We start from the raw sequence: 25,107 nt of genomic DNA, 5'->3' as shown, positions 1-25,107 counted from the left end.
CAACGCGGGGGATATACCTATGATCGACATGGCACGATCCTACACAGGCAAGAGGATCAGAGCCCCTTGTCCATGAGCGCTTTGATCTGGCTTTCCGAAGTCCCAGCCACGACCCGGCCCAACTCTTCTTCGCCGCGCAGCACGATCAGGGTCGACCGGCGCGGAATGTCCCGAAACACGGCAACTTCATGGGTCTTGTACGTGTCCCAATCCACTTTCACGAAGGTCATCGCAGAATCGTAGGTCGGATCAGCGCTGCGCAGGGCATTGATCACCCGTTCCTGACGTTTGCAGGTGCCGCACCAAGTGGCTGAATAGTCGACAAACACGGTTTTGCCGTCATTCAGCGCCGCCTCGATCACCCCCGGTTCATATTCGACAAACTCTGCGGCCATGGCATGGAACGGGACCAGAGCGGCCACCCCGGCTGCAGCAAGAAAGTGACGGCGTTTCATCAGATACTCCTTCGTTTACAAGGCAACAGACAGATCCTGTAGCCAGATCGGCATGATGTCCAACAGCCACCCTTCGATGACGTGATGAACCTGGAAAAACAACATGGCACCCACAGCGATAAAGGTTGCCCCGATGATGGGTTTCGAGCGCTCTGCCAGGCGGCGCAGCGATTTGGCGCGCGCCTGTATCGCCTCGCGCGCACCAAAACCAAGGCCGATGATCAGCGTCGACACCCCAAGTGCGAAGGCGCACATGATCAGCGTGACATAGCCGAGGCTCTCGCCCTGCGATGCCAATGCGATGGCCCCGCCCAGCGTCGGGCCGATGCAGGGTGACCAGACCATGCCAAGCAGCAAGCCGCCAAGGAACTGCCCGCGCAGCGACCCGGTATTGAGGTCGTTCATCCGCGCGTCCGCTCCGGCGGCGACACCGGCTGTGGCCATCTCAAATCGCTGCGCGAACATCGGGACAATCAGAATGAGCCCGAAAAGTACCATCATCACCGCGCCGATCTGTCCGAGACGGTCGTGAGTGAGGCCAATCCCTGCGCCAAAAGCGGTGACCAGAACGCCAAAGACCACGAAAGAAGCGCTCATACCGGCTGCCAGAGCAAGCGGACCAGCCTTGTTCGCATTCAGCGCGCTCACCAGCACAATCGGCAGAACGGGCAGGACGCACGGGTTTATCAGCGTCAGAAGCCCGGCAAGATAGGCGAAGATAAATTCCATGGCAGGCATGCTCCGCTTGTGGTTTCGCACCTCTACATATGTCGCAACGGCCCTATGTAAGTGACACTGTCACATAGTTTTTGGTCACGTTCCCGTGTGCAGCACCAACACCAGCATTTTGTTGCGTTGATCCTAAAATACATTCATATTCGCATACAAGAATTTATAGGGAGGCCACCCATGCCCGTGTCACGCCGCGCATTCCTGCAATCGGCTGCCGCAGCCCCTCTTGTCAGCGCCCTGCCCGGCTTTGCGACCGCTGAGCTTGCTTTGGGATCGGCCACCCTGACGACGGTCAGCGACGGCCACCTGATGCTGCCCGGCGCGCTTGTATTCGATCCGATGCCGCAGGAAGAGTTGGCCCCGATCCTGCGCGACTATGGTCTCTCATCCGGCAGTCTCGAACCTGAGTGCAACCTCGCGCTTTACCGGGACGGCACCTATAATGTGCTCTTCGACGTCGGCTCCGGCCCGGATTTCATGCCAACGGCAGGCAAGATTCTAAGCGGGTTGGAGGCCTTGGGCCTGGCGCCCGAGGACATCACGCATGTCGTCTTCACACATGCGCATCCCGATCACATCTGGGGCCTGTTGGACGAGTTTGACGAGCCGTTGTTTTACGACGCGCGCTACCTCATGGGCCGTGCGGAATGGGACTATTGGTGGAACCCAGACACGGTCAGCACCATCGGTGAGGCGCGGGCGACCTTTGCGGTGGGTGCCAAGCGCCGGATGCAGGTGATCGAAGACAGCGTCGCGCTCTTTGAGGACGGCGATGAAATCCTGCCCGGCATAGCCGCACTATCCACCCCCGGGCACACACCGGGACATATGGCATTTGAAGTGCGGCAAGGGTCGCAGGCGGCGCTGGTTGTCGGTGACGCCATCGGCAATCACCACGTCGCCTTCCGGCGGCCTGAGTGGGAGAGTGGATCGGACCAGGATGCCGCGACCGCAGCCGCCACACGCAAGATGTTGCTTGACCGGCTGACCGTCGAACAGATGCCGCTTGTGGGGTTCCATCTGCCCAATGGCGGCATCGGGCGGGCCGAACAGACAGATGATGGCTACCGATTTGTGGAGGTTTGAGATGCATATACTGCGGCTGTTTCTTTTGCTGGCAACTCCCGTATTGGGGAGCGAGGATATCCCGGATCAATACCCCGGCTCACCGCTCTATTCGAAGCCGGTGGAGGTGATCCCACATGTCTGGTCTGCCATCGGCGCAACCGCCCCACCAACCTATGAAAACGCAGGCCACAACAACAACCTAAGCTTTATCGTGACCGGCGATGGGGTTGTGGTGGTCAACGGCGGCGCGGCCTATGTTTTGGCCGAAGCGCTGCACGCGGAAATCAAAGCGATCACTGATCAACCTGTGAAGCTGGTCATCAATGAGAATGGGCAGGGCCACGCGATGCTGGGCAATTCATATTGGGCCGAGCAGGGCGTGCCGATTCTAGCCCATGTGGATGCCGCCCACGAGATCGAAGAGCGCGGCAACCGTATTCTGGAGAGCATGCAGCGCTACAACCGTGACAAGGCCAAGGGCACCTTTGTCGCCCCACCCACGCAGACATTTGAGGAGAACCACAGCCTGCAGATGGGGGACTTTCAGATCGAAGTCCTGCATTTGGGCCCCGCGCACGGACCAGGCGACGTGCAGGTCTGGCTGCCGGAGCAAAGTCTGGTGATTGCGGGCGACATGGCCTTTCATCAGCGCATGCTGCCGATCTTTGAGGACACCATCGTCTATGACTGGATTGAAACCTGGGACACCGGGTTCGAGCCGCTGAATGCGACCTATGTCATCCCAGGGCACGGCACACCGACCAATATGGCGCAGGTCCGTCGCTACACGCGGGACTACCTGGTCTATTTGCGGGAAAAAGTCGGCGCGCATCTGGAAGAAGGTGGTGATCTGGCAGACGCCTATTATGTCGATCAGAGCCCCTATGCGCATCTGGACACCTTCGAGGAACTGGCAACCAGAAACGCGGGCCGGGTCTATGAGCAGATGGAGTTCGAATGAGCGACGCCCCCACCCAGGATCTGGCGGCCTATTTTGCCCAAGGCGACGCGCTTGAGGCACCGGATGGTGCGTGCCTTTTCCGACCTGGGGATGAGGGCCGCGCCTTTCTGATTGTAAAGTCCGGCGCTGTCCGGGTTGAGCAAACCAACAGTGCCGGGCGCACGGTGGTTCTTTACCGCGTTGAGGCCGGAGACAGCTGCGTACTGACAACAACCTGTCTGCTGTCGGGCAAACCCTACTCCGGATACGGCTATGCAGAAGGTGCCGTGACGGCTGTGGCCATCTCTGCCAACAGGTTTAAGAGCCTTCTGGCCTCCGACAACCAGTTTCAGGAACTCGTCTTTCGCGGATTTGCGGCTCGGGTCGGTGAGCTGACGGATGTGATTGATGATCTACTCGAACATCGCACGGATCTGCGCCTTGCCCGCTGGCTGGCACGGCGAGGTAAGGGCCAGTTACGGATGACGCGACAGGAACTCGCACAAGAGCTTGGTACGGCCCGCGAGGTGGCTTCGCGGACACTGAAGTCCTTCGAACGGCGCGGTTGGATCAGCATCAGTCGCGGGTCGGTCGATATTCTGAAGCCCGACGCACTGGAGGCGTACGGAAACGCGCTTTGATCTGTGACACAGTCACTGACGCCGATGCCAGGCAGATGTTCACTGTGTCCCATGCAGACACAGGAGGCTTCGCATATGACCCGCAATCTTGGACAATTTGACCGCATCGCCCGTTTCGTTCTGGGCACACTTCTGATCATCCTGGCCGCCATGGGCAGCATCGGCATATGGGGCTATCTCGGCGTGATCTTGGTTGGCACCGCCTTCGTCAACTTTTGCCCGATCTACCGGATCCTGGGGTTGAAAACCTGCCAGGATTGCTGAGCTTTACCGGGCGGCGCCACGATTTTGGTCAGCGTACTGACCATGGTTGCGCCTCCTGCCCCTCAGACAATCAGCTGCCTTACAAACGGCGGCATGCCGCCGCCCCTCGGCCCGTAGAGGCCGACCGCATGCACCTCATCCAGGTACGTCATGGCGCCATAGTGATCGGCCAGATCACAGATCTCGACGGTGGGCGCGATGTCGCCATCGATGGAATAGACGCTCTCAAACACAATCAGCTTGGGTTGGCCCGCTGGCAGAGCCGCCAGCCTGGTTTCGAGGTCAGCCAGATCGTTGTGTTTCCAGATCACCTTGCGGGCGCGGGAATGTCATATGCCTTCGATCGTCGACGCGGGGTTCAACTCGTCCGAGACGACCACGCAATCCGGAATGCGTGACGCCAGCGTACCCAATGCCGCCCAGTTCGACACATACCCGCTGGTACAGAGCAGCGCAGCTTCCTTGTCGTGCAACTCGGCAAGCTCTGCCTCCAGCAGCGCGTGATCATGGGGTGTGCCGGAGATATTGCGCGTTCCGCCAGCTCCTGCGCCAATGCGGTCGAGGGTCTCATGCATCGCATTGACCACATCCCGGTGTTGCCCCATCCCCAGGTAGTCATTCGAGCAACAGGTCGTCACCTCACCCCAAGCCGTCATGCCACCGGACCTTTGGAAAGGCTCCACAACGGCGCTCAAGCTCAGCAAGCTGCCGATAGTTTCCACTATCGCGCAGGGTATCAAGCTCGGCCCGGAAAAACGCAGTGTAGCCCATCAGCCGCCAATGGCCTCCGCGACGATCTGTTGCATCAGATTCTCGACCGCCTGCATCGAGCCGTCTGGATAGTCTTTGTGCCCGACGATCACACCCTCGTCGGTCTCCATTACAAAGATACCATAGGGACAATAGGTGATGTTCATCGGATCCTCTTCCATGACCTGGCGCGAAATCACGGCAGAGCAGAACAGGAAGATATCGGCATTCTTGAAGATCACCGCTTCGCTGCCAACATCCGCACCCGTACGGTTGAGCATGTCGCCCACGTGACTGACATAGTCAATGACCAACCCCTCACCGACGATCGCGCTTTCAACCGCGAATGTCGCATCCTCGAAAGACCCATCAAACGGATAGAGGAACGCGTCTTCAGCCCAAAGAGGCATTGTTGATGCAAAGCCAAGTGCAGCGGCCAAAGCGATAGGTTTCATTTTGGTCTCCTCCTTTGATGTGCTGAGAGCTTGGCATACGATTGGTCCGCGGGCCTTGATAAGGCTCAAGGCCCGCGACAGGTTCGTGTCACATCAACCGAGCATGTCGCTGGTGATGCCGGTGTACCAGCCCTCGGATTCCTCATAGGTCGCCTTGCGAACGTCAGAGCTTTCACCGGTCTGCGAGATGAAGCCGTCGACCTTGGCGATCTTCTCCGGCGTGGCCTCATAGGTGGCCCCCACCTTCACGCCATCATTCGGGGCAATCAGCGACCAGCAAGTGTTGGAGAATTTGGCCGGGAATACCTTGGACCCGGTCAGCGCACCGCGCACCGCATTGGCACAGACCTTCGCCTGACTGTTGGCCGAAAAGCCAGATTTCGGCATATCGCCTTGGGCGGAGGCATCGCCCAGCACGTAGATGTCAGCATCCGCCTTGGTGGACATGTCCGCCCCGTTCACCGGGGCCCAGTTGCCATCAGTCACACCCGCCAGTTCTGCGATTCGGCCGGCTTTCATGGCTGGAATGACGTTGCAAACATCGGCCTGCGTCTCTTCCCCGTCAATGGTGATGGTCATCGCATCGGGGTCGACGCTGACGTTGCCGCCGCCGAAGTCTTCACCGATCCAGTCGATCATACCTGCGTAGTGATCCGCCCAGCCTTCCTGGAACAACGACATCTTGGAAAACTTCGGCTTTGGATCTGCCACGATGATCTTGGCGGTTGGATTGGTCTCTTTCAGCACATGCGCGACCATAGATACGCGCTCGTATGGTCCGGGCGGGCAGCGGTACGGGTTGGGTGGTGCCACCATGGCAAAGACACCACCTTCGGGCATCGCCATGATCTGCGCCTTGAGCAGTTCAGACTGCGACCCGGCTTTGTAGGCATGCGGCATGGCGTTCTGCGCGGCGAGGCTCCAGCCTTCGACGGCCCCCTCAACGAAATCAATACCGGGTGACAGGATCAGCTTGTCATAAGGCACAAAGCCACCGCCCGCGAGCGACACGGTCTTGGCGTCACGATCCACCCCAACGGCCCAGTCATGCACGACGTTCACACCGCTCGCCGCGAGGCTGCCGTAGGTGTGGCCGATGTCGTCGATGTCTTTCAGACCGCCAATGTAGAGGTTGGAAAAGAAACAGGTGTAGTAGGTCCGGCTCGGCTCGATCAGCAGCACGTCGATGTCACCCTTGCTGTCCTTGGCGATGTATCGCGCGGCTGTGGCCCCGCCCGCACCGCCGCCAACAACCACCACACGCGGTTTTCCGTGACCTGCCGCCTTGACCGTTGGGGCTGACAGGACAGCGGCGGCTGCAGCCGTCGATCCCATGAATGTCCGTCTATCAAGTGTCATGTTTCCCTCCCTGAAAACACTTCTAGTCGTCTAATGTCGCGAAATACGCCGCGAGCGCTGCAATCTCCTCCGCGTTGAGCCGTCCGGCCATCATTTGCATGACCGGGTTGGGCCGGTCCTTGTTCTTGTAGGCGTGCATGGCGACCACAAAGTCCTCTTCCGGCCAGAGCACGATGGACGGGATGCCGTCATCGCCGCCGTCCGGCTGGTGACAGGTCGTGCAGTCGCTGCTGAGGTACTCACCGTATTCGGGGTCCCCTTTCAGCGCTATGATCGCCGGATCGAGGTTGTGATCGGTGGCCGTCGCGGTTGGATCAGCCTCGGGTATATTCGCCGGGCTGTCGGAGAACCCTCGCAAATAGGCGATTACATCGCGACGATCCTGCGGGTTCTTTAGCCCCTTGAAGCTCATACGAGTGCCGCTGGCCATGGCGCGCGGATTCTCCAGAAAGGCGTCCAGCGTCTCCGCGTGCCACTCAAGCCCGCTTGCCCCGACCCTTGCCAGACCTTTGGAGTAACGAAAGCCATCATGGCTCGCGGCCTGCCGCCCGAAGATCCCGTTCAAATGCGGCCCGATGCGATGTTTGGCCGCTGAGCCGATCTGATGGCAACTTTTGCATTGCCGATAGATCTTTTCGCCTGCGGTCGGATCCCCAAACTCATCAGCCGCTGCGACGGTGCAGAACACCGCCACAGCAACCGACAGGGAGAACCGCAGGATCCGCACTATCTATTCACCGTATGACTTGAGGTAGGCGGTGATCGCGGCCAGATCCTCGTCCTTTTTCAGGCCGGAGAAGGACATCTTTGTGCCTTTCATATAAGTCTTGGGCTTAGCGAGGAATTCAGCCAGCGCTGCCTCATCCCAGATGCGCCCCTCATCCAGGGCAGCCGCAAAGACACTGGAATAGGCAAACCCGTCGACGGACCCCATGGTGCGCCCGATCAATCCGTTGAGATGCGGGCCGGAGCGGTTCTTGGCGCCCTCGCCCACTTGATGGCAGGCCTTGCACTTCTTGAAGACCTTCTCGCCTGCTTCCATGAGGTCTGGTGCTGCGGGCTGCGTCACGGCAGCCTTCTGCACAACCGGGGCAGGCTTTGGTGCGGCCTCAGGAATGAAGGATGGGCCGGCGGCAGTGAAACTTGGCAGCCCGTCGATGCTTGCCGGGTTCATGACGGAGTCCGATCCGCCCTCAGGCGGTGTGTCGACCAGAAACACCGAGCGCATGGTCACCTGCACCTCGTCCTTGCAGTTTTCCATGCAGGGTTCAGCCCGCCACGCGGCGTATTCCTGTTCGGGGCGGTCGTCGACGGTGAAGCCATCCATGTTGTACATGTTGAAGTCCGCGAAGTTCTCGCGGGTCAGTTCAAAGTTGTCGTCCACGAGGTCGTTCGAATAGAGGATGTAGGCGACTATGGCATAAGTCTCATCCGCTGTCAGCGTGCCCGCCTCGCCAAAAGGCATGGAGCGGTGGATGTAGTCCCAGGCGGTCGAGAGATACGGCCAGTAGGAGCCCACGGTCTTCACCGGATCCTCATCAGCCAGCGTGTCAAACCCGCCCGCCAGCACCGGCCAGTTGTCGACCCCTTCGGCAAAATCGCCGTGGCAGGAGGCGCATTTCTCGGCAAAGACCTCTTCGCCCGTAAAGACATCACCGCCGCCGGCGGGCAGTCCACGACCATCGGGCAGCACATCCACATCCCAGGCGGCGACCTCCTCGTCCAGCGCCGGACGGCCGATGCCATAGGTGCCTTCAACCGCTGGGGCTGGTGCGGTGAGGCTGGCGACGCGTTGGCTTGCAGCAGCCTGCACTTCGGCGATCTTGAGTTCTAACTCGGCGGCCCGCTGTGCTTCGACGCTGGCCTTCTCGCTGGCGGCGGAGGCCTGCGCCTCGACCTGCCCCATGCGGGTCTCCAGCGCTCTGATCTTATCGGCGCCATAGTCGCGCGAGGTCACCGCAAAGGCCACGCCCAGAATCCCGGCGGTGCCAGCGAGGGCGGGAATGAAGATGTTAGGAGACTTCGACATTCTCGGCGATCCCTTCTGCGTTCACGTACCAGGTCTGGATACAATTGTTATGATAGACGGCGTTTTCGCCGCGCTGGTCGCGCAACTGTTCCTTGGTGGGCTGGACATAGCCGGTCTCATCCATCGCGCGGGCCTGCAGCAGCATGGGCGCGCCGTCCCACTCGGTATCGAGATAGAAGCGGGTGAGCGCCTTTGTATCGCCCTGCTTGCCCAGCCGCGCCGTCTCCCATGTGATGCCGCCGTCCTTGGAGACGTCGACGCGGGTGATCTGACCGTGACCGGACCAAGCCAGCCCCGAGATCACCAGCGGCCCCGGGCCGTGTGTGATCGGCATTTGCGGGCTCGGCGTGGTGATGACGGATTTCGCATCCATCACCCAGGTCCATTTGCGCGCGGTGCCATCGGCATAGACGTCGGTGTATTTCGAGGTCTCTTCGCGGCTTTCCACGGCCATATCAGTCACCTCGACGCGGCGCAGCCACTTGACCCACATGTTGCCTTCCCATCCGGGCACGACGAGGCGGACCGGGTAGCCATGCTCCATCCGCAGCGCCTCGCCATTGGCCTTGAAGGCGACGAGCACGTCATCAAGCGCCTTTTCCATGGGGATCGAGCGCCCGTTGGAGGAGGCATCGGCTCCTTCCACATAGACCCATTTGTCGAGGGCGATGTCGGCCCCCGCCTCTCGCAGCAGGGTGCGAAGGGGGACGCCGGTGTATTCCATGTTGTGGATCATGCCGTGGGTGAACTGCACCCCGTTGAGCTGCGCCCCCGCCCACTCCATGCCCGTATTGGCCGCGCATTCGCAGAAATAGACGTGGTTCTCACGCGGGAAGCGTTCGAGATCCTCGTAGGTGAAGACCAGCGGGCGGTCGACCAGCCCGTTGATCATCAGCCGGTAGTCTTCCTTGCGCAGCTCGATAGCGCCGGAGTGGTGCCGCTCGAATGCGCAGCCCTGCGGGGTGATCGTCCCGTCCAGCGCGTGGATCGGCGTGAAGTTGATCGAGGAGATCGGCGAGGCCGTTAGCCATTCGACATTGCGCCGGACCACGTGGCTCTCAAAGCTGATGGGCATGCCATAGGGCGTCTCATCCACTCCCGCGCCGGTGTAGGAGGCCCAATCCTGCAGTTCGGTGATCAGCGGGTCTGCGCCATTGGCGGCGGCGGCTCCAGCGACCGACCCGGCCGCAGCCGCTGCACTGCCGCGCAAGAAGGCCCGGCGGGATGGTTTGAATGTCTCATCCATAGCTCAACGTCTCCAAATGCTCACGCGCCGACAACGTCGACGTTGGTATTGCCTTGCACCGTCACGGTACCGAGCTTGCGGATGTGGCTTTCCACCACATCCCAGATCTGCGGGCCTTCGGTGCCTTCGTTCACGCTGGCCCAACCGGCGACCACGTAAGACCGGGCCGGGTCAATCGGCTCGCCGGTTTTCAGGAGCGTCATGTTCGAGATGCGCGCGCCTTGCGGTTTCGACACATCGATGCGGTAGCCGAGCCCGCCGGTGCGCACCATGTCGCCGCCCTGCTGATAATAGGGGTCGGGGTTGAAGATGTTGTCGGCCACATCTTCCAGCACGACTTTCAGGAACGCGCCCGTCATCTCGGTGCGGTAGGCCTGCCCGTAGCTCATGGAGGTCACGCCGAAGATATCCTCGCGGGTGATGTCCTGCCCGGGGATCAGCGTTGGGCCCCAGCGCACGCCGGGGCTGAGCGCGATCTCGGCGTCCCGCTCGCTCAGCAGCGCGTCGCAAATGAGATCATCCCAGGAGCCGTTGAAGTTGCCCCGCCGGTAGAGCAGGCTTTCGGTCTGGCCCACCACTTCGGTCATCTCATGGAGATAGGGCGCGCGTTCCGCGTCGATCAGCGCGGCAACCTCCGGGTCGGGCGTGATCACATCGGAAAAGATCGGGATCAGCTTGGTGCGATAACCCATCATGCGGCCGTCGCGGATATCGAGATCCACGCGGCTGACAAACTTGCCGTTTGAGCCGGATGGGACGATGATCGTCTCGCCCACAAGCGCCGGTTCCGGCAGCGCATCATGGGTATGGCCGGACAGGATCACGTCAATGCCGGGCACCACGCTGGCCATTTTTTTATCGACGTCAAAGCCGTTGTGGCTCAGCACAACCACGCATTCCGCCCCGGCGGCGCGCACCTCTTCGACCATCGCGGCCATGTTCTCATCACGGATGCCAAAGGAGTATTCCGGAAACATCCAGCGCGGGTTGGCGATGGGCATGTAAGGAAACGCCTGGCCAATCACCGCGATCTTGGTGCCGCCACGCTCAAACATCTTGTAGGGCGGGAAAAGCTCAGTCGGCTCGTCCCATTCCGCGTCAAAGATATTTTGCCCAAGGGCGGCGAAGGGCAGTTGCTCCACCAACTCGGTCACCCGGTCGCTGCCCAACGTGAACTCCCAATGAAAGGTCATCGCATCGGGTTTCAGCGCGTTCATGACGTTGAACATGTCCTGTGCCTGCGTCTTCCAAGTGGTGTAGGAGCCGTGCCAGGTGTCGCCGCCATCGAGCAGGATCGCATCAGGCCGGTCGGCACGGATCGCCTTGATCACAGTGGCCACACGGTCCAGCCCGCCAACCCGACCATAACCCTTTGCAAGGGCTGCAAAGTCACCCGAGCTCAGCGCATAGTGGCTGGGGCTGCCATCGGCGATACCGTAGAGCTTGCGGAACTCGGCCCCTGTGATGTGCGGCACGGCACCCTTGTTGTCACCCACCCCGATGTTGACCGACGGCTCGCGGAAATAGATCGGTTTCAGCTGCCCGTGGATATCGGTGATGTGGATCAGAGAGACATTGCCGAAGGTCTCGAACTCCAGCAGCTGATCCTGCGTCAAGGCCTGCTGCGCAGCCAGACGGGCCCAGTTTCCGAAGCCGGATGTACCCAGAAGGGCGGAGGCCGCCATGCCAACCTGCAGAAAGTCGCGCCGCGAAATCATCTGTCTTTCAGCTCCTCAAAACATATGCGCATAAATGAATGTTATGCAGATGGAAAAGGCCCCGCGTGCACAGCGGAGCCTTTCAAACTTTAGTTTCGGACGGACGGGCCTTCGACGCTCAGACCATTGCCGCGAGAGGCGACGTAGAGTTCCAGCGCAACAAACTCAGGCGAGCCGGGCTTGTAGGTCTCGGCCCGTGTGTCCCGCACGCAGCCCTTGAACCGTGCGTGAACGGAATTGAGCTTGGTGTTCTTCAGCCGATACGTCGGGAAGCCGTTGATTTGACCCTGGCTCAGATGATCCGCTCGGATCATCATGCCATAGCTGTCTTCGTGGCAATTCGCGCAGGACAGCTCCAACTGGCCGGTGCGGGTGTAGTAGAGTTCCTTGCCCTCTTCCCAGGTGGATTGGGCCGGGCCGTCAATTGCAACATTCACCGGCATCCCACGTGAAACCGACGAAATCAGCGCGACCATATCCGTCATGTCGCCGCCGGTATACTTCCACTTATCCGCACCCATGCGGGCCTCACGGCAATTGTTCACCTCCATCTCAAGGGTGGTGACCAGGCCTTTCTCTTCATTCCACTTGGGGTAGACAGCGCGCACGCCCGCCATATCCTCGGCAGCACCATGGCAACCCGCACAAGACTGCCCGGCGGTGCCCTCGACCGTGTCCCAATCGACCAGAGCGTTTTCCACCCCGATCATACCAGGGTTGTCGAAGTCGTCCATCTGCACGGCTTGCGTCTCGTCAGAGCGGAACCGCCAGCCTGAGTAGATGGTGGACAGGTTCTCCACATGGGCAGGTGCTGCGACCTCCGTGACAATCGAGATCTCCTCGTTGATCACGAGTTGATCGTCATCGGGGTCCGCCACGGCCAGCTGCGGTCCAACCCACAGCACCGCTATGGAACACACTGCAAGTGTTGTCTTTTTCACGCTATCCTCCCTCTCCCGAACGTCTGCCTGATCTTGCGATCAGCCAACCGTGATCTTCTTGGCCGTCTCGTAGACGGAGCCGTCATCGTCATACCAGGTGAAGTTGAACTCGCCGGATTCCGGAACAACCGCCTCGAACTGAAAGTAGGGGTTGGTCGAAATCGCAGGCTCCAGCGTCACGTCGATCACGTTCTGACCGTTGAAGTCGGCAGTGAAGCGATTGATAATCGAGCGCGGGATGATGTTGCCATCGTCATCCTTGCGCTGGCCGCTTTCCATCTTGTGGCTGATCAGCGTCTTTATCGTGATCGTCTCACCCGCTGCTGCTGTCTTGGGGACTTTGACCCGGGGTTTTACACCAGATGCCATGCTGTCTCTCCTTTGTCTTGCGCCCGTGCGGGCCTTGGCCCTCGGGCAATCTAGGGTTGGCTCAGCCGCCGCAGCCGCCGATGGTCACTTTCACTTCGGCCGATGCCTTCTGGAACGATCCGTCTTCCATCTTGGCGATGGCGACCACGTTCTGCGTGGTGGCCAGCCGAATGCGGGTGGAGGCGCTGCGCGATGCGCTGAGCGGTCCGAACTTGAAGGTCGCCACATTCGGCACCGGGTTGCCATCCGCAAAAAGCGTGATCTCGACCGCGCCGGGCGCGTCGACCTCGATGGGCACGGTGTTGCCGTTCTCGGCAATTTCCGGGGCGGTCAGTGTGATTGCGCCCTCACCCAGATCCGCGCCGCCCGTCAGCGCGCTGACGGCCTCATCCGTCAGACTTGCGAACGCCGGGAGGCCCGTCAAGCTCGCCAGTGCGAGCGTGCCTGAGCCGATTGCGAGCATTTTTCGCCGTGTCAGTTCCATAGTGAACTCCCTTCTTGAAAGGTCAGTCTTCTGTCAGTGTAACAAGATACGCGACCACATCTTCGACCTGCTGCGCCGTCAGCAGAGGCTGCACTTCGGTGTCGCCATGCGCGTCCCCGGTGTAGGCATCGCCCAGCCGGAAAAAGCCCGTGGTCCTGTAGAACGACGGCATCATCGTGCCCTCGAACATCACCTTGGCATTGGCGACGATGCCGCGTAGCTCGGCCACCGTCCACCGGTCAGCCACGCCGTCCAGCGTCGGGCCAATCTCACCGTGGAAAGGCAGATGCGCGAGGTCCGAGACCTGGTGGCAGGCAATGCAATTGCCCGCGCCCTTGTTCATCAGCTCTGCACCGCTGACGGGGTCGCCTGCCGTGCCAGAAAGAGACGCCTCGACGGCACCGTCAACATAAACAACATCTGTTGGCTTAATCGCTTCAGCCGCAGCGAATGATCCGCAAAAGGCAGCCATCACCGCTAGTCCCGATATGTGTTTCATGCGCCCTCCCAGACACGATTCCGCAATCGCTTTTCAGTACACTACGGCACACACCAGCCTTCACGCAACAACAAATTCAACTACATGAATTTTTAGATTTGTTTGCATGCGCAGAAAAATACGCAGTCTTATTGCGCGGGCGCAGCATTTTCAGACCTCTCCGGTCCAGACTGCACGCAGCCGGAGTCAAGTGAACAGAGCCTTGTGCGGGCCGAGTCAGCCAATGGTGCTGAACCAGGGGATATGCTCCAGCATCCACTGCGCAATGAGATTGATGGAATTGGTCGCGATCAAACCACCAAAGAGCAGTAAAAGGCCGCCCATGAGTTTCTCAACCAGCCCAAGATGACGGCGGAACCTCGCCATCCACGCCATGAATGGCCCGATAAACAGAGCGGCAGCGACGAAGGGCAAGGTCATGCCGGCGCCGTAAGTGAAGAGCAGCAGCCCGCCCTGGCGCGCTGCCTCCTGCGCCGCTGCCGTAAACAGGATCGCAGCCAGAACCGGGCCCACGCAGGGGGTCCAGCCAAAAGCAAAGGCCAGCCCGATGACATAGGCGCCGATCAGACCCACATGCGAGGTCGCGCCCACATCCGCGCGAAACTGCCGGTGCAGAACTCCGATGCGGATCAGCCCCAGAAAGTGCAACCCCATGGCAATGATCAAGCCCGCCGCGAACCAGCGCAGCACATCAAAGTACTCCCGAACCAGCCCGCCAAACACGGTGGCCGTGGCCCCCAACCCGACAAAGACCGTGATCACGCCAAGCGCGAAACAGCAGGCCGACAGCACCGCGCGCGAGCGGACCCCACGCGGAATCTCCGCCTCAGCCGTGATCTGGTTCATGCCAACCCCAGCCAGGTAACTGAGGTAAAATGGCACCATCGGAAGGACACAGGGCGACAGAAAAGACAGCAGACCGGCCAGCAAAGCGCCCAAAAAGGTAACATCAAGCATGTCCAAACGGCCTCGCGCCTTGAGATATTCACAAATCAGATTATGTTAGGATCATTGAGACGCGTCAATGAAGGGACTGCGCGGCGATGCTGAAAGCACTTGCTGTTTCATGTATGGGGCTGCTGCCTCTGACCGCTTTGGCAGACCCTGTGCTGCTGATGGCTGAGGAAGACGGCTGTTATTGGTGCGGCAAGTGGAACGAAGAAATCGCTCATATCTATCCCAAGACAGCGGAAGGGCGCACCGCGCCCCTACACCGCTATGATGTGCATGGCGACGCCCCGAATGTGGCTTTCGACAGGCGCGTGCATTTCACCCCCACCTTTATCCTTGTGCAGGACGGCAGGGAAGTGGGCCGGATCGAAGGCTATCCGGGTGAGGATTTTTTCTGGGGCCTGCTCACCATGATGTTCGAGCGTGCAGCAATCCCCTTGGATCAGGCGAGTTGACTGGCTATGACCTTTGACATGACATCTGACGTTGGCATGAAACCGGAGCCCGCATCGCGCCTGCCCGTGTTCGACAAGAATATGTGCGCGCAAGACATGGAGCGCATGATGGAGAACGCGCAGCGTGCCTCCAACTTCCTCAAGGCCATCAGCCATGAGGGGCGTCTGATGATCCTGTGCCATCTCGCCTCCGGCGAGAAATCGGTGACCGAATTGGAGGAACTGCTGTCCGCGCGGCAGGCGGCGGTCTCGCAGCAGCTGTCGCGCCTTCGCCTCGAAGGGCTCGTGACCCCGCGCCGGGATGGCAAGGCCATCTACTACAGCTTGACAGATGACCGGCCAAAGCAAATCATGGAAGTGGTCTACGACCTGTTCTGCAGGGAAGACTGACCAACTGCCTCGCCCGCGGCTGGTCCGGGGAGGAGCCATATGCTGGACGTGCTTGGAGAAGCGAACGCAACCGCGCTCATTGGTTTGGGCGGAGGAATAGCGCTTGGCCTCGCAGCCCGGATCGGGCGGTTTTGCACGTTGGGCGCCATCGAAGACATGCTCTATGGTGCGGATGACCGGCGCTTGCGCATGTGGGCCATTGCCATCGGCGTCGCGATCATCGGCGTGCATGTGGCGGTCAGCGCCGGTCTCTTTAGCAGCGCTGAGACCGCCTATCTCGATCAGGTCTGGAACCCGCTGGGCACCATCATCGGCGGGCTGATGTTCGGCTACGGCATGGCGTTGAGCGGGAATTGCGGCTACGGCGCGCTTGCCCGGCTTGGCGGCGGCGATCTGCGGTCTTTTGTGATTGTTCTGGTCATGGGCCTGTCCGCCTATTTCGTGATGTCCGGTCCGCTGGCCCACGCGCGGGTCTGGCTGTTTCCAGTCGAAACCGGGGCCAGCCCACCGCAGAGCCTCACATTTCTGGCAGGTGCCTTGGGCGTGTCGCCTTGGATCACCGGCAGTGTGGTGGGCGGTGCCCTGCTCTTGCTTGCCTTCTCCAAGGCCGAGATGCGCCACTCCTACGGTCACATCTTTTGGGGCGTCGTGGTTGGCCTGGCCGTCGTATCAGGCTGGCTTGGCACCTATTGGGTCGCCACGACAGGGTTTGACGCCGAACCCATCGAGACCCACACCTTCGCCGCCCCCATCGGTGACACGATCATCTACGGCATGACTGCGTCGGGCAACGCGCTGTCGTTCAGCGTTGGCTCGGTTCTGGGTGTGATCATCGGGGCTGCCATCGGCTCCTCCTCCAAGGGCCACTTTCGATGGGAAGCCTGCGAGGATCCCCGCGAATTGCGGCGGCAGATCCTCGGGGCTGCGATCATGGGCCCCGGCGCGATCCTAGCGGTCGGGTGCAGCGTCGGGCAGGGCATTTCCGCCTTTTCACTCCTCGCTTTCAGTGCCCCCGTGGCCTTTGTGGCTATCTTTGTCGGCGCTGCCCTCGGACTGAAGCAACTCATCACCGGATTTGCGCCTGCAGAGTGATGCGGCCAACGGCTCAGACCGGCAACCAGTCGTCTGTGCTGGTGCTAGCACAATAAAAAAAATCAATGCGGGCATCGGACGCCAGCGCGTTGATGTGTCTTGAAGCAGGCGCGCAATTTCCCTCGCTGCACAGCCCGACTGAACAGGCGGGCCGCTAAACGTCCCTTGGAGTCTCCCAAGTCAATCACAATACACCGAATGATAAAATTGCCACTGGCTCTTAAAGGGTATCTTTACGCTCGATGCCTAATTTGTATGCAATTGTATATCGGAGGCAATGTGCATGCCCGCCCTATTTCAGCAGGTCCGGATCAGCCGGAAACTACCTCTGGTAATGGTTGCCATGACCACCGTCGCCATTGTGGCGATGGGGGCCGTAAGCTACGCAAAGTCCAAGCAAACGGCGCTCGACAGCGCCGAAGAAAAACTGCAGGCGCTGGCCCAGAGCAACGCACAGATCGTGACCTCATATCTCGACAGTATCGAGAACAATCTCATGATCGAAGCGCTCAACCCCTATGCCGTCGAAGCGCTGGAGGCCTTCTCAGTGGCGTTTCAGGAGCTGGCAGACCCGGTCGAGACCTTGCAAGCCCTCTACATCACTGACAACCCGCACCCGCTTGGCGAGAAAGACAGGCTCTACGCAGCTGACAGCGAGCTCTGGTATGATGCGCTGCATGCACAGTACCACCCGCATTTTCATGATTTACAGCAGCGGCTTGGCTACTACGACGTCTTTCTTTTCGATACGCAAGGCAACCTGGTCTATTCCGTCTTCAAGGAACTGGATTTTGCCACCAATATGAACACCGGCCAGTGGCGCGACAGCGGGCTGGCACAGGTGTTCTCTGCCGCTTCCACTCTGGATAAGGGGCAGCCGCCGGTGTTTATCGACTTTGCGCCCTATGCGCCCAGTGCCGATGCGCCCGCTGCCTTCATGGGCGCGCCCCTCTTTGCCGAAGATGGCAGCCGCATTGGTGTTTTAGCCTATCAAATGCCGATCGATCGGCTCAACAATACTGTTCAGGGCGTTGCAGGTCTGGGCGAAACCGGGAGCGCCTTTATCCTTGGCACCGATGGGCTGCTGCGCACGGATGCTCTGTTGACCGAACGAAACGACATTCTGACCACCAGCGTCAGCGAAGCCGTGCGCGACCTGGTCACGAGTGAAAACGCGGTTCTGACGGAGATACAGGGGCTGACAGGCCAACCGGCCCTGGCGCAGGTCCAGCCCATGTCGTTTCTGGGCACCGACTTTGCCGTCGTCATCTCGCAAGATACGGCCGAAGTGCTGGCGCCCATCGTGGACATGCGCAATGCCTTCATCCAGGGCGGTGGTCTCCTGGTTGTTGCTGCCGCCGCGATTGCCATCCTGCTTGCCCGGTCTGTCAGCGCACCGCTTGGGCGGGTCGGGACGGCGATGGCTCAAGTGGCCCGGAACGACTATGCTATTGTTGTACCGCATCTCGACCGGGGCGATGAGATTGGCGAGATCGCACAAACACTTGAGGAGTTTCGCAACTCTCTGATCCGGGCGGACGCGGTGGGGCGCGATGCCTCCTACAAGGGGGCTGCATTCGAGGCGTCATCTTCCGCGATGATGCTTGTGGGGTTGGATTTCCGTGTTGTCTGGGCAAACGCGGCCCTGACAAAATTGTTCGAAGACAACACACCGCAGCTCGCCAAGGTGCTGCCGGTCTTCGACCCCACTGACCTTGTTGGCCATGATTTTCATGCGCTGCATATCTCCGATGACGTACGGGATGCGATGTCGGGCGATATCGACACCCTGCCGCTGACAACCACATTTAAAATCGGCGATCTGGTGCTTAGCCTCGGTGTCGCCGCAGTCAAAAACAATGACGGAGAGCACATCGGGTTTGTGACCGAATGGCGAGACCGGACAGAGGTTTTGCGCAATACCGCCATCATGCAATCACTCGACGTCACTCAGGCGCAGATTGAAGTCATGCTGGATGGACGCATTCTCAGCGTCAACGACAAGGCCATCGACCTGATCGGCGGGACCGCTGACCAGATCACAGGCCGTGCGGTGAGCGATGTCGTATCCCTCGAACAGGAGGACAGCGCAGCGCCCCGGAATTTCTGGGCGGAGCTGATCCGTGGCGACCGGGTGTTTGGGTGCTTTCAGCTGACCACATCAAACGGCCCTGCCTACATCGAAGGTGGCTTTACCACGGTCGCAGATCATACCGGTGAACCGGGCAGCTTTATCCTGATCGCCAATGACGTGACCGCCTCCTATCTCGCCAAAGCAGCAGATCGGGCAGACCGGAGAAAGATGGTGGCCGCTCAAGATACGGTGGTCAATTCGCTGCGATCTGCGCTCAAATCCCTATCGCAACGGCGCCTGATAGATCAAATCACCGCAGACTACGCACCCGAATACGAGGAATTGCGTACGGACTACAATGCAGCCCTGTCCAGCCTGGAAACGGCCCTGAGGGCGATCTCCGAAAACGCGCAAACCATTCATTCCGAAGCGGTCGAGATCACCAATGCGGCGGACGATCTCGCGTCACGAACAGAGACCCAGGCCTCGACCCTCGAAGAGACGGCCGCAGCGCTGGATCAGATGACCGCGTCGGTAAAATCAGCCGCCGACCGGGCTCAGCAGGCCGCGACGTTGGTGGAGGCGACGCAGGCCAAGGCGGATGAGGGCGGCAAGGTGATGTCAAAGGCGGAGACGGCCATGCAGGAAATCGCCGCCTCCTCAACCTCGATAACAACGATCGTCGAAGTGATCGAAAACATCTCTTTTCAGACCAACCTCCTTGCCCTGAACGCGGGCGTCGAAGCCGCCCGCGCGGGGGAAGCCGGTCGCGGGTTTGCAGTTGTCGCATCCGAAGTGCGGGCCCTGGCGCAGCAGTCTTCGCAAGCGGCAACAGAAATCGCGGCCCTGATCTCCGCAACTGGTCAACAGATCGAAAACGGGGTCTCCATGGTCGATAGGACCGGCACCGCCTTGCAGGAGATTGTTGCAGCGGTCGGCGATATCGCGGCGCTGGTTTCAGAGATGTCAGAAGCGACGACCGAGCAGTCGCATGGGCTGGCGGAGATCAACACAGCGGTCAATCAGCTTGACGGGCTGACCCAGCAAAATGCGGCCATGTTTGAGGAGACCACGGCAGCCAGCCATGCGCTGACGGCTCAGGCGAAATCGCTCGCAGAAACGATTGGCAAGTTTGAGGTAGGTGGACACGAACCACCGCAATCCATGCCTCTCGCAGGTTGATCAGGCAGGTCATACGGCAATCGCAGAAAAGTGTCGGCGCCTCGCTCAGATCAAAGGCGCGGTTTTGCCAGCGGCAGTATCGAGATCATCGACGAGCGCGCTTTCTTGTCGACGACACCCGGCTTTCATTGAGGTCGACCCACGTCGAAAGGCGGAGCAATCGGCCTGCAGGTCCAAGTCGCGCGCGGCCCCTCTGCAGCGGTCACAAGAAAGCTCGTGACAAGCCAGTGCGTTGATCGCTACTCTGGTTGCACCTTGTGGGAGAGGTATATTGGAGCACTTGGACAGGTCGATCCTGGGGATGATGCCCCGGGGCGGCACCTTGCGGATGGCTCAATCGAAGCCAGACAGTTTGGCAACGGTGATGTCATCCAACGCACTTTGGTCGCCGGTATGTAGACACCAATCATCGCGAGGTCAAAGCAGCGCAGCTGGCAAAATCAGCGCGGGCGCGGATGCCGCCGACAGTGGGTCGAGATCGTATCTCTTGACCTCCAATATGGCTGACCGATGGCAGTCCTTGTGCCGGTCATATCTGCCATCCCCCAACGCAGACACGAAACTGGCAACGTCGCACCCGCAGGGTGTGACTTAGGGAGCAGCACCTTTGATCGTTCATAGAGGTCGAGACCGGCAGGCTGCCCCCTGCGCAAGCCATCGCGTCATCCGATCAGGACTACACCCAGCATAAAAAAGGCGTTAAGGGGCACACCAAGCGGAAAGGAGAGGGGACAACAATGGACACGGTCACATTGCCAAAAACGGGGTTTCTGGCCCACGCGTCCCAGGATCTGTCTGATCTGATGGCATCGGTCGCAACCGAAGTGGTTCTGGAAGAGGGTCAGGTGCTCTTCGAACAGGGCGATATCGGCGACACGCTCTACGCAATCGTATCAGGCTCTCTCGAATTCAGCGTCCTGTCCCGTGAGGGGCGTAAGCTGTCGCTGGATGTGATGCGCCCCGGTGCGCTGTTCGGTGAGATCGCGCTGTTCGACCCCGGCACCCGCACGGCAACGGTAACCGCGCTTGAACCCACCCGCCTGCGCGGCGTTAAAAACGCCGATATGCTGCGCGCGATCCGCAAGGCGCCGGATCTGGGCATTGACATGATCCAACTCGCAGGAGAGCGGATGCGGTGGATGAGCAGCCAGTTGAACGAACAGGTCTTTCTTTCCATGCCCGCACGTCTGGCCCGCAAGATCCTGTACCTGACGGTGGACGGATCTAAGCAGCTTTCGACACTGCCGCTGTCGCAATCGGAGCTGGCGGAATTTGTCGGTGCCACGCGCGAAGCCGTATCAAAAACGCTGTCAATCTGGAAGCGAGCCGGCGTGATCGAAGCGTCGCGCGGCGGCGTGCGAGTGCTTGACAGAGAGGCCCTTCAGGTCATGGCAGACCTGCATCAGATTTAATTCGCCCGTGTGATCCGTTTCACAGACCTCGATTCGTTTCTGCGCCATAACAGGATCAGATCACAGCAGAACGCACTGATCTGACATACCCCGGGTGACCGGGGTTCCACGGCAGAACAAGGGGCTACGACATGACACGCCGCGGCAAAAAAACATCTGATCCTGCAAGGGTTCCTCCAGCGAACTCGCGGGTTCAGACCATTCTGACATGGCTGGCCGAGGCAGACCGCGAGGTCCGCGTGGCTCAGTCCATGATCGAACGATTTCACCGCCGATTTTAAGGCGGAGGGAACGATGGCTGTTCAACTGACAATGACGATCGGCAACTCTCTGGCGCAGGCCACTTTGCCCGCGTTTCGTCGCGCTTCCACAGCAAATTCGCTCCCTAAAAATCGACGTAATGTGACCAAGTTCACATACCTCAAAGGTCCGAAGATATATTGTTAGATTATTGTTGGTGATGGGTAGTGAGTGGAGACCTTGTTTGACAGGGTAACGAGTTCGGTAACGGAGTGATTTCAAAAAAGGGACAGGAATGGGATCACGGTAAACGATGCTTCTAGCTGCCAACTAGCCGTGATTGTCAGACCATCCGATTCTTACTCTCCCCAGGGTCTGTAATTGACCTTCATTGCGAAGGTGCAGACAGGAACCCCCCGCGCGGATCCGCACGGGGGGTTCTTTACTTTCACCGATGTAAGGTCGCGAGACCTAGAGCGTTTCTTTACCCTTCACCGGCGCCCAGAGGCGTTTGTTGGTCAGGTACAAAAGGACCGAAAGCAGGGTCAGGAAGACCACACCGACAAACCCTGCCTGCTTGCGCGCCATCATCTTCGGCTCCGCCGTCCACATCAGGAAGGCTGCAACGTCCTCAGACAGGTGGTGCAGATCGTTTTCGTGACCGTCTGCATACTCCACATCCTCACCGTAGAGCGGCGGTGCCATCGACAACCAGCCACCGGGGAACGCCTTGTTTTCGTAAAGCGTCACGCCAGCTTCTTCTTTCTCTTCGCCAGTGTACCCTGTCAGCAGAGAGGCAATGTACTCCGGCCCACCGATGCCCTTGAAGAATTGATTGATCCCCAGGCCATACGGGCCGTGGAAGCCTGCGCGGGCCTTGGCCATCAGGCTCAGGTCCGGTGCGGTCTCAAGGCCCGATTCCGGGAAATAGTCCGAGGGGCGTGCTGCGCGAAAATCATCGTCCGCCGCGTCATAGACCTCGAACTGCTCCGCGTAAGCGCGCACCTGATCTTCCGGCATCGAAGGTCCGCCCTCTTCCGAGAGAGACCGGATCGGAACGAATTTCAGACCATGACAAGCGGAACAAATCTCGGTGTAGACCTGCAGGCCACGTTGCAGCTGGTTCTGATCATAGGCGCCGAATGGACCTTCGAAAGAGAAATCGAAGTCTTCGATATGCGTGTCGTAAGCACCAGCCGCGTGACCGGCCGTGGCCAACCCGAGAGCCGCCACAGCGCTGAGTGTGAGTGTTCTGAACATGAGTTATGTGTTCCTTTATTCAGCAGGCGTGGCTTGCGCTTGACCACCGGCGGCATCTTTCGATGACTTCGGATAGTGCGCGACAAAATCGTCTTCGATGGTGTCCGGTTGCGCCAGTGGCTTCTCGATCACGCCCAAAAGCGGCAGGATGATCAGGAAATAGGCGAACCAGTATGCCGAGCCGATCAACGCGATGATCGGATAGATCCCTTCCGCAGGCATCGCACCCACCCACATCAGCACGAAGAAGTTCACGACGAATAGCCAGAACCACCACTTCAGCATTGGGCGGTAGCGCGCCGAGCGGATCGAGGATGTGTCGAGCCAGGGGGCCAGCGCCATCACGGCAATGGAGCCAAACATCGCAAGCACGCCAAAGAACTTCGCGTCAATGATGCCACCGGTGACGAAGGACGCGATTTGCACAACCCAGACGGTGTCATCAAAGGCCCGCAGGATCGCGTAGAACGGCAGGAAGTACCATTCGGGCACGATGTGCGACGGTGTCACCAGCGGATCTGCCTCGATGTAGTTATCCGGGTGGCCGAGGTAGTTGGGCATGAAGCCCACAACCGCAAAGAACACCGCAAGAATCACCGCCAGCGCGAAGAGGTCCTTGATCACGAAGTAGGGCCAGAACGGCAGCGTGTCTTTCTCGGCCTCTTCCTTCGAAGTCCGACGCACTTCAACACCGGTGGGATTGTTGTTGCCGGTTGTATGGAAGGCCCAGATGTGCACCACCACAAGGCCGAGGATCACGAAGGGCAGCAGGTAATGCAGCGAGAAAAACCGGTTCAGCGTAGCGTTGTCCACCGCCGGTCCACCCAGCAGCCAAGCCTGCAGCGCATCGCCTACGAAGGGGATGGCACCGAATAGACCGGTGATCACGGTCGCACCCCAGAAAGACATTTGCCCCCAGGGCAGCACGTAACCCATGAAGGCCGTACCCATCATCAGCAGATAGATCAGCATGCCGATGATCCATGTGATCTCGCGCGGCGCCTTGTAAGAGCCGTAGTAAAGCCCGCGCAGGATGTGCGCATAGACCGCCACAAAGAACAGTGACGCACCATTCATGTGGATATACCGCAGCATATGCCCGCCGTTCACGTTGCGCATGATGTGTTCAACGGACGAAAACGCGTAGTCGACATGCGGGGTGTAGTGCATCACCAGCACAATGCCGGTCACGATCTGCAGCACCAGCACAAAGGTCAGCACGATGCCCCAGATCCACATCCAGTTGAGGTTCTTGGGAGTCGGGATCATCAATGTATCATACATCAATCCGACGATCGGCAACCGCTTCGATAGGCTCTTTTCCCAAGCCGCCTTCGGTTCATAATGGTCGTGAGGAATTCCAGCCATCAGGTTTCTCCCTTAACCAAGCAAGATTGTTGTGTCGTCGACGAACTCTGCCTGCGGAACCGGCAGATTTTCCGGCGCAGGCCCCTGGCGGATGCGCCCGGAGATGTCGTAGTGCGAGCCGTGGCAAGGGCAGAACCAGCCGCCGAAATTGCCCGCGTTGTCCAGCGGAATGCAGCCCAGATGTGTGCAGACGCCGGTCATGACCAGCCATTCACCGGCTTCATCAATGGTGCGGTTCTCGTCCGAGGCATCGGTGCCTTCGGCATTTGCGTTGCGCGAGTCCCCATCTGGCAAATCCGACAACTCAACCGCGCGTGCCTCGGCGATCTCTTCCTCGGTACGGCGCCGGATAAACACCGGCTTGCCCAAAAACAGAACCCGCAATTGCGATCCCGGCTCAAGGCCAGCAACGTCCACACGCATCGTGCTGGCCGCACGCACGTCGGCGGAGGGGTTCATCTGGTTCACCAGAGGCCAGACCGCAGCACCTGCGGTGACCGCGCCGGCACCAGCAGTGGCGTAGTAGAGGAAATCCCTGCGGCTGCCTTCGTTATCTTCTGCGTGGGACACGGGTTGCTCCATTTCCAGGGCCGGGGACCGGCAAATAACACAAGTGGCCGCGCAAAGCGCAGCCTTTCTCCAGCGGCTATGTAGCGCCGTGCTTCCGTCACGTCTAGTAATCAAACAGGCGCAAACGGTCGCAGGCATAGGCCTTTTGCGCGGTTTCTTAGAC

25 protein-coding genes and 1 pseudogene are annotated in these 25,107 nt (G+C 59.8%); 9 read left to right on the top strand and 17 right to left on the bottom strand.

The window, feature by feature from the left end; genetic code table 11:
• Window positions 1-56: 56 nt before the first annotated feature.
• Entirely contained in the window at window positions 57-455 is a 399-nt protein-coding gene (locus So717_RS07215; RefSeq protein WP_159975529.1) for a thioredoxin family protein, read from the bottom strand.
• A 15-nt stretch (window positions 456-470) separates the two neighbouring features.
• Window positions 471-1,184, bottom strand: coding sequence for a cytochrome c biogenesis CcdA family protein (locus So717_RS07210; RefSeq protein ID WP_159975528.1), 714 nt, complete (start codon window positions 1,182-1,184; stop codon window positions 471-473).
• A 180-nt stretch (window positions 1,185-1,364) separates the two neighbouring features.
• Here So717_RS07210 and So717_RS07205 point away from each other — a divergent pair, with 180 nt between their 5' ends.
• The 4 genes from So717_RS07205 (at window position 1,365) to So717_RS07190 (ending at window position 4,100) form a co-directional block, all read left to right on the top strand.
• On the top strand, window positions 1,365-2,273 hold the full coding sequence (locus So717_RS07205) for an MBL fold metallo-hydrolase (protein ID WP_159975527.1): 909 nt from the start codon (window positions 1,365-1,367) through the stop codon (window positions 2,271-2,273).
• 1 nt (window position 2,274) lies between these two features.
• On the top strand, window positions 2,275-3,216 hold the full coding sequence (locus So717_RS07200; RefSeq protein ID WP_159975526.1) for an MBL fold metallo-hydrolase: 942 nt from the start codon (window positions 2,275-2,277) through the stop codon (window positions 3,214-3,216).
• Window positions 3,213-3,836, top strand: a complete 624-nt coding sequence (locus So717_RS07195; RefSeq protein ID WP_159975525.1) for a Crp/Fnr family transcriptional regulator — start codon at window positions 3,213-3,215, stop codon at window positions 3,834-3,836. Before So717_RS07200 ends, So717_RS07195 begins: the two co-directional genes overlap by 4 nt.
• A 75-nt stretch (window positions 3,837-3,911) precedes the next feature.
• On the top strand, window positions 3,912-4,100 hold the full coding sequence (locus tag So717_RS07190; protein WP_159975524.1) for a YgaP family membrane protein: 189 nt from the start codon (window positions 3,912-3,914) through the stop codon (window positions 4,098-4,100).
• A 92-nt stretch (window positions 4,101-4,192) separates the two neighbouring features.
• On the opposite strand, the pseudogene So717_RS07185 reads toward So717_RS07190, so the two are convergent.
• The 12 genes and pseudogenes from So717_RS07185 to So717_RS07130 all read right to left on the bottom strand — a co-directional run.
• Window positions 4,193-4,871 (bottom strand): annotated as a pseudogene (locus tag So717_RS07185) (aminotransferase class I/II-fold pyridoxal phosphate-dependent enzyme); the annotation flags it as partial.
• A complete protein-coding gene (locus So717_RS07180) occupies window positions 4,871-5,305 on the bottom strand; it encodes a DUF302 domain-containing protein (protein ID WP_159975523.1) in 435 nt (144 codons plus the stop codon). The pseudogene So717_RS07185 and the gene So717_RS07180, both read right to left, overlap by 1 nt.
• A gap of 93 nt (window positions 5,306-5,398) precedes the next feature.
• Window positions 5,399-6,664, bottom strand: coding sequence for an NAD(P)/FAD-dependent oxidoreductase (locus So717_RS07175; protein WP_159975522.1), 1,266 nt, complete (start codon window positions 6,662-6,664; stop codon window positions 5,399-5,401).
• Between the two features lie 22 nt (window positions 6,665-6,686).
• Window positions 6,687-7,391: a c-type cytochrome gene (locus So717_RS07170; protein WP_159975521.1), complete on the bottom strand. Its 705-nt coding sequence runs from the start codon at window positions 7,389-7,391 to the stop codon at window positions 6,687-6,689.
• A gap of 3 nt (window positions 7,392-7,394) precedes the next feature.
• Complete coding sequence (locus So717_RS07165; RefSeq protein ID WP_159975520.1) at window positions 7,395-8,693, bottom strand: c-type cytochrome; 1,299 nt, start codon at window positions 8,691-8,693, stop codon at window positions 7,395-7,397.
• Window positions 8,677-9,939, bottom strand: coding sequence for a sulfite dehydrogenase (gene soxC / locus So717_RS07160; RefSeq protein ID WP_159975519.1), 1,263 nt, complete (start codon window positions 9,937-9,939; stop codon window positions 8,677-8,679). The genes So717_RS07165 and soxC overlap by 17 nt, the downstream gene beginning before the upstream one ends.
• A gap of 20 nt (window positions 9,940-9,959) precedes the next feature.
• A complete protein-coding gene (gene soxB / locus So717_RS07155; protein ID WP_159975518.1) occupies window positions 9,960-11,657 on the bottom strand; it encodes a thiosulfohydrolase SoxB in 1,698 nt (565 codons plus the stop codon).
• A gap of 89 nt (window positions 11,658-11,746) precedes the next feature.
• On the bottom strand, window positions 11,747-12,598 hold the full coding sequence (soxA, locus tag So717_RS07150; RefSeq protein ID WP_159975517.1) for a sulfur oxidation c-type cytochrome SoxA: 852 nt from the start codon (window positions 12,596-12,598) through the stop codon (window positions 11,747-11,749).
• Between the two features lie 39 nt (window positions 12,599-12,637).
• A complete protein-coding gene (gene soxZ, locus So717_RS07145; RefSeq protein WP_159975516.1) occupies window positions 12,638-12,967 on the bottom strand; it encodes a thiosulfate oxidation carrier complex protein SoxZ in 330 nt (109 codons plus the stop codon).
• Window positions 12,968-13,028: 61 nt separating this feature from the next.
• Complete coding sequence (gene soxY, locus So717_RS07140; protein WP_159975515.1) at window positions 13,029-13,451, bottom strand: thiosulfate oxidation carrier protein SoxY; 423 nt, start codon at window positions 13,449-13,451, stop codon at window positions 13,029-13,031.
• Between the two features lie 22 nt (window positions 13,452-13,473).
• Complete coding sequence (gene soxX, locus So717_RS07135; protein ID WP_159975514.1) at window positions 13,474-13,950, bottom strand: sulfur oxidation c-type cytochrome SoxX; 477 nt, start codon at window positions 13,948-13,950, stop codon at window positions 13,474-13,476.
• A 216-nt stretch (window positions 13,951-14,166) separates the two neighbouring features.
• Entirely contained in the window at window positions 14,167-14,907 is a 741-nt protein-coding gene (locus So717_RS07130; RefSeq protein ID WP_159975513.1) for a cytochrome c biogenesis CcdA family protein, read from the bottom strand.
• Window positions 14,908-14,993: 86 nt separating this feature from the next.
• Here So717_RS07130 and So717_RS07125 point away from each other — a divergent pair, with 86 nt between their 5' ends.
• The 5 genes from So717_RS07125 to So717_RS07105 all read left to right on the top strand — a co-directional run bounded on the left by So717_RS07125 (window position 14,994) and on the right by So717_RS07105 (window position 21,506).
• Window positions 14,994-15,356: a thioredoxin fold domain-containing protein gene (locus tag So717_RS07125; RefSeq protein ID WP_159975512.1), complete on the top strand. Its 363-nt coding sequence runs from the start codon at window positions 14,994-14,996 to the stop codon at window positions 15,354-15,356.
• 18 nt (window positions 15,357-15,374) lie between these two features.
• Window positions 15,375-15,746, top strand: a complete 372-nt coding sequence (locus tag So717_RS07120; RefSeq protein WP_238840710.1) for an ArsR/SmtB family transcription factor — start codon at window positions 15,375-15,377, stop codon at window positions 15,744-15,746.
• Window positions 15,747-15,785: 39 nt separating this feature from the next.
• Window positions 15,786-16,838: a YeeE/YedE family protein gene (locus So717_RS07115; RefSeq protein WP_159975511.1), complete on the top strand. Its 1,053-nt coding sequence runs from the start codon at window positions 15,786-15,788 to the stop codon at window positions 16,836-16,838.
• 283 nt (window positions 16,839-17,121) lie between these two features.
• The gene (locus tag So717_RS07110; protein ID WP_159975510.1) at window positions 17,122-20,094 is read left to right on the top strand and encodes a methyl-accepting chemotaxis protein; all 2,973 of its coding nucleotides are present in this window, start codon (window positions 17,122-17,124) and stop codon (window positions 20,092-20,094) included.
• 737 nt (window positions 20,095-20,831) lie between these two features.
• Entirely contained in the window at window positions 20,832-21,506 is a 675-nt protein-coding gene (locus So717_RS07105; RefSeq protein WP_159975509.1) for a Crp/Fnr family transcriptional regulator, read from the top strand.
• A gap of 711 nt (window positions 21,507-22,217) precedes the next feature.
• Here So717_RS07105 and So717_RS07100 read toward each other — a convergent pair.
• From So717_RS07100 to petA, 3 genes are read right to left on the bottom strand one after another with little or no spacing between them, the layout of a single operon-like run.
• Window positions 22,218-23,006, bottom strand: coding sequence for a cytochrome c1 (locus So717_RS07100; RefSeq protein WP_159975508.1), 789 nt, complete (start codon window positions 23,004-23,006; stop codon window positions 22,218-22,220).
• A gap of 15 nt (window positions 23,007-23,021) precedes the next feature.
• Window positions 23,022-24,374 (bottom strand): cytochrome b, encoded by a 1,353-nt coding sequence (locus So717_RS07095; RefSeq protein ID WP_159975507.1) that lies wholly within the window; start codon window positions 24,372-24,374, stop codon window positions 23,022-23,024.
• A gap of 12 nt (window positions 24,375-24,386) precedes the next feature.
• Window positions 24,387-24,944 carry a ubiquinol-cytochrome c reductase iron-sulfur subunit gene (petA, locus tag So717_RS07090; protein ID WP_159975506.1) on the bottom strand — a complete coding sequence of 186 codons (558 nt, stop codon included), beginning with the start codon at window positions 24,942-24,944 and terminating at the stop codon, window positions 24,387-24,389.
• Window positions 24,945-25,107 lie beyond the last annotated feature (163 nt).

The sequence above is a fragment of the Roseobacter cerasinus genome, assembly GCF_009811755.1.
Lineage (GTDB): Bacteria > Pseudomonadota > Alphaproteobacteria > Rhodobacterales > Rhodobacteraceae > Roseobacter > Roseobacter cerasinus.
Note: the sequence above shows the minus strand (reverse complement) of the source record. Positions and strands in the feature narration are given on the sequence as shown.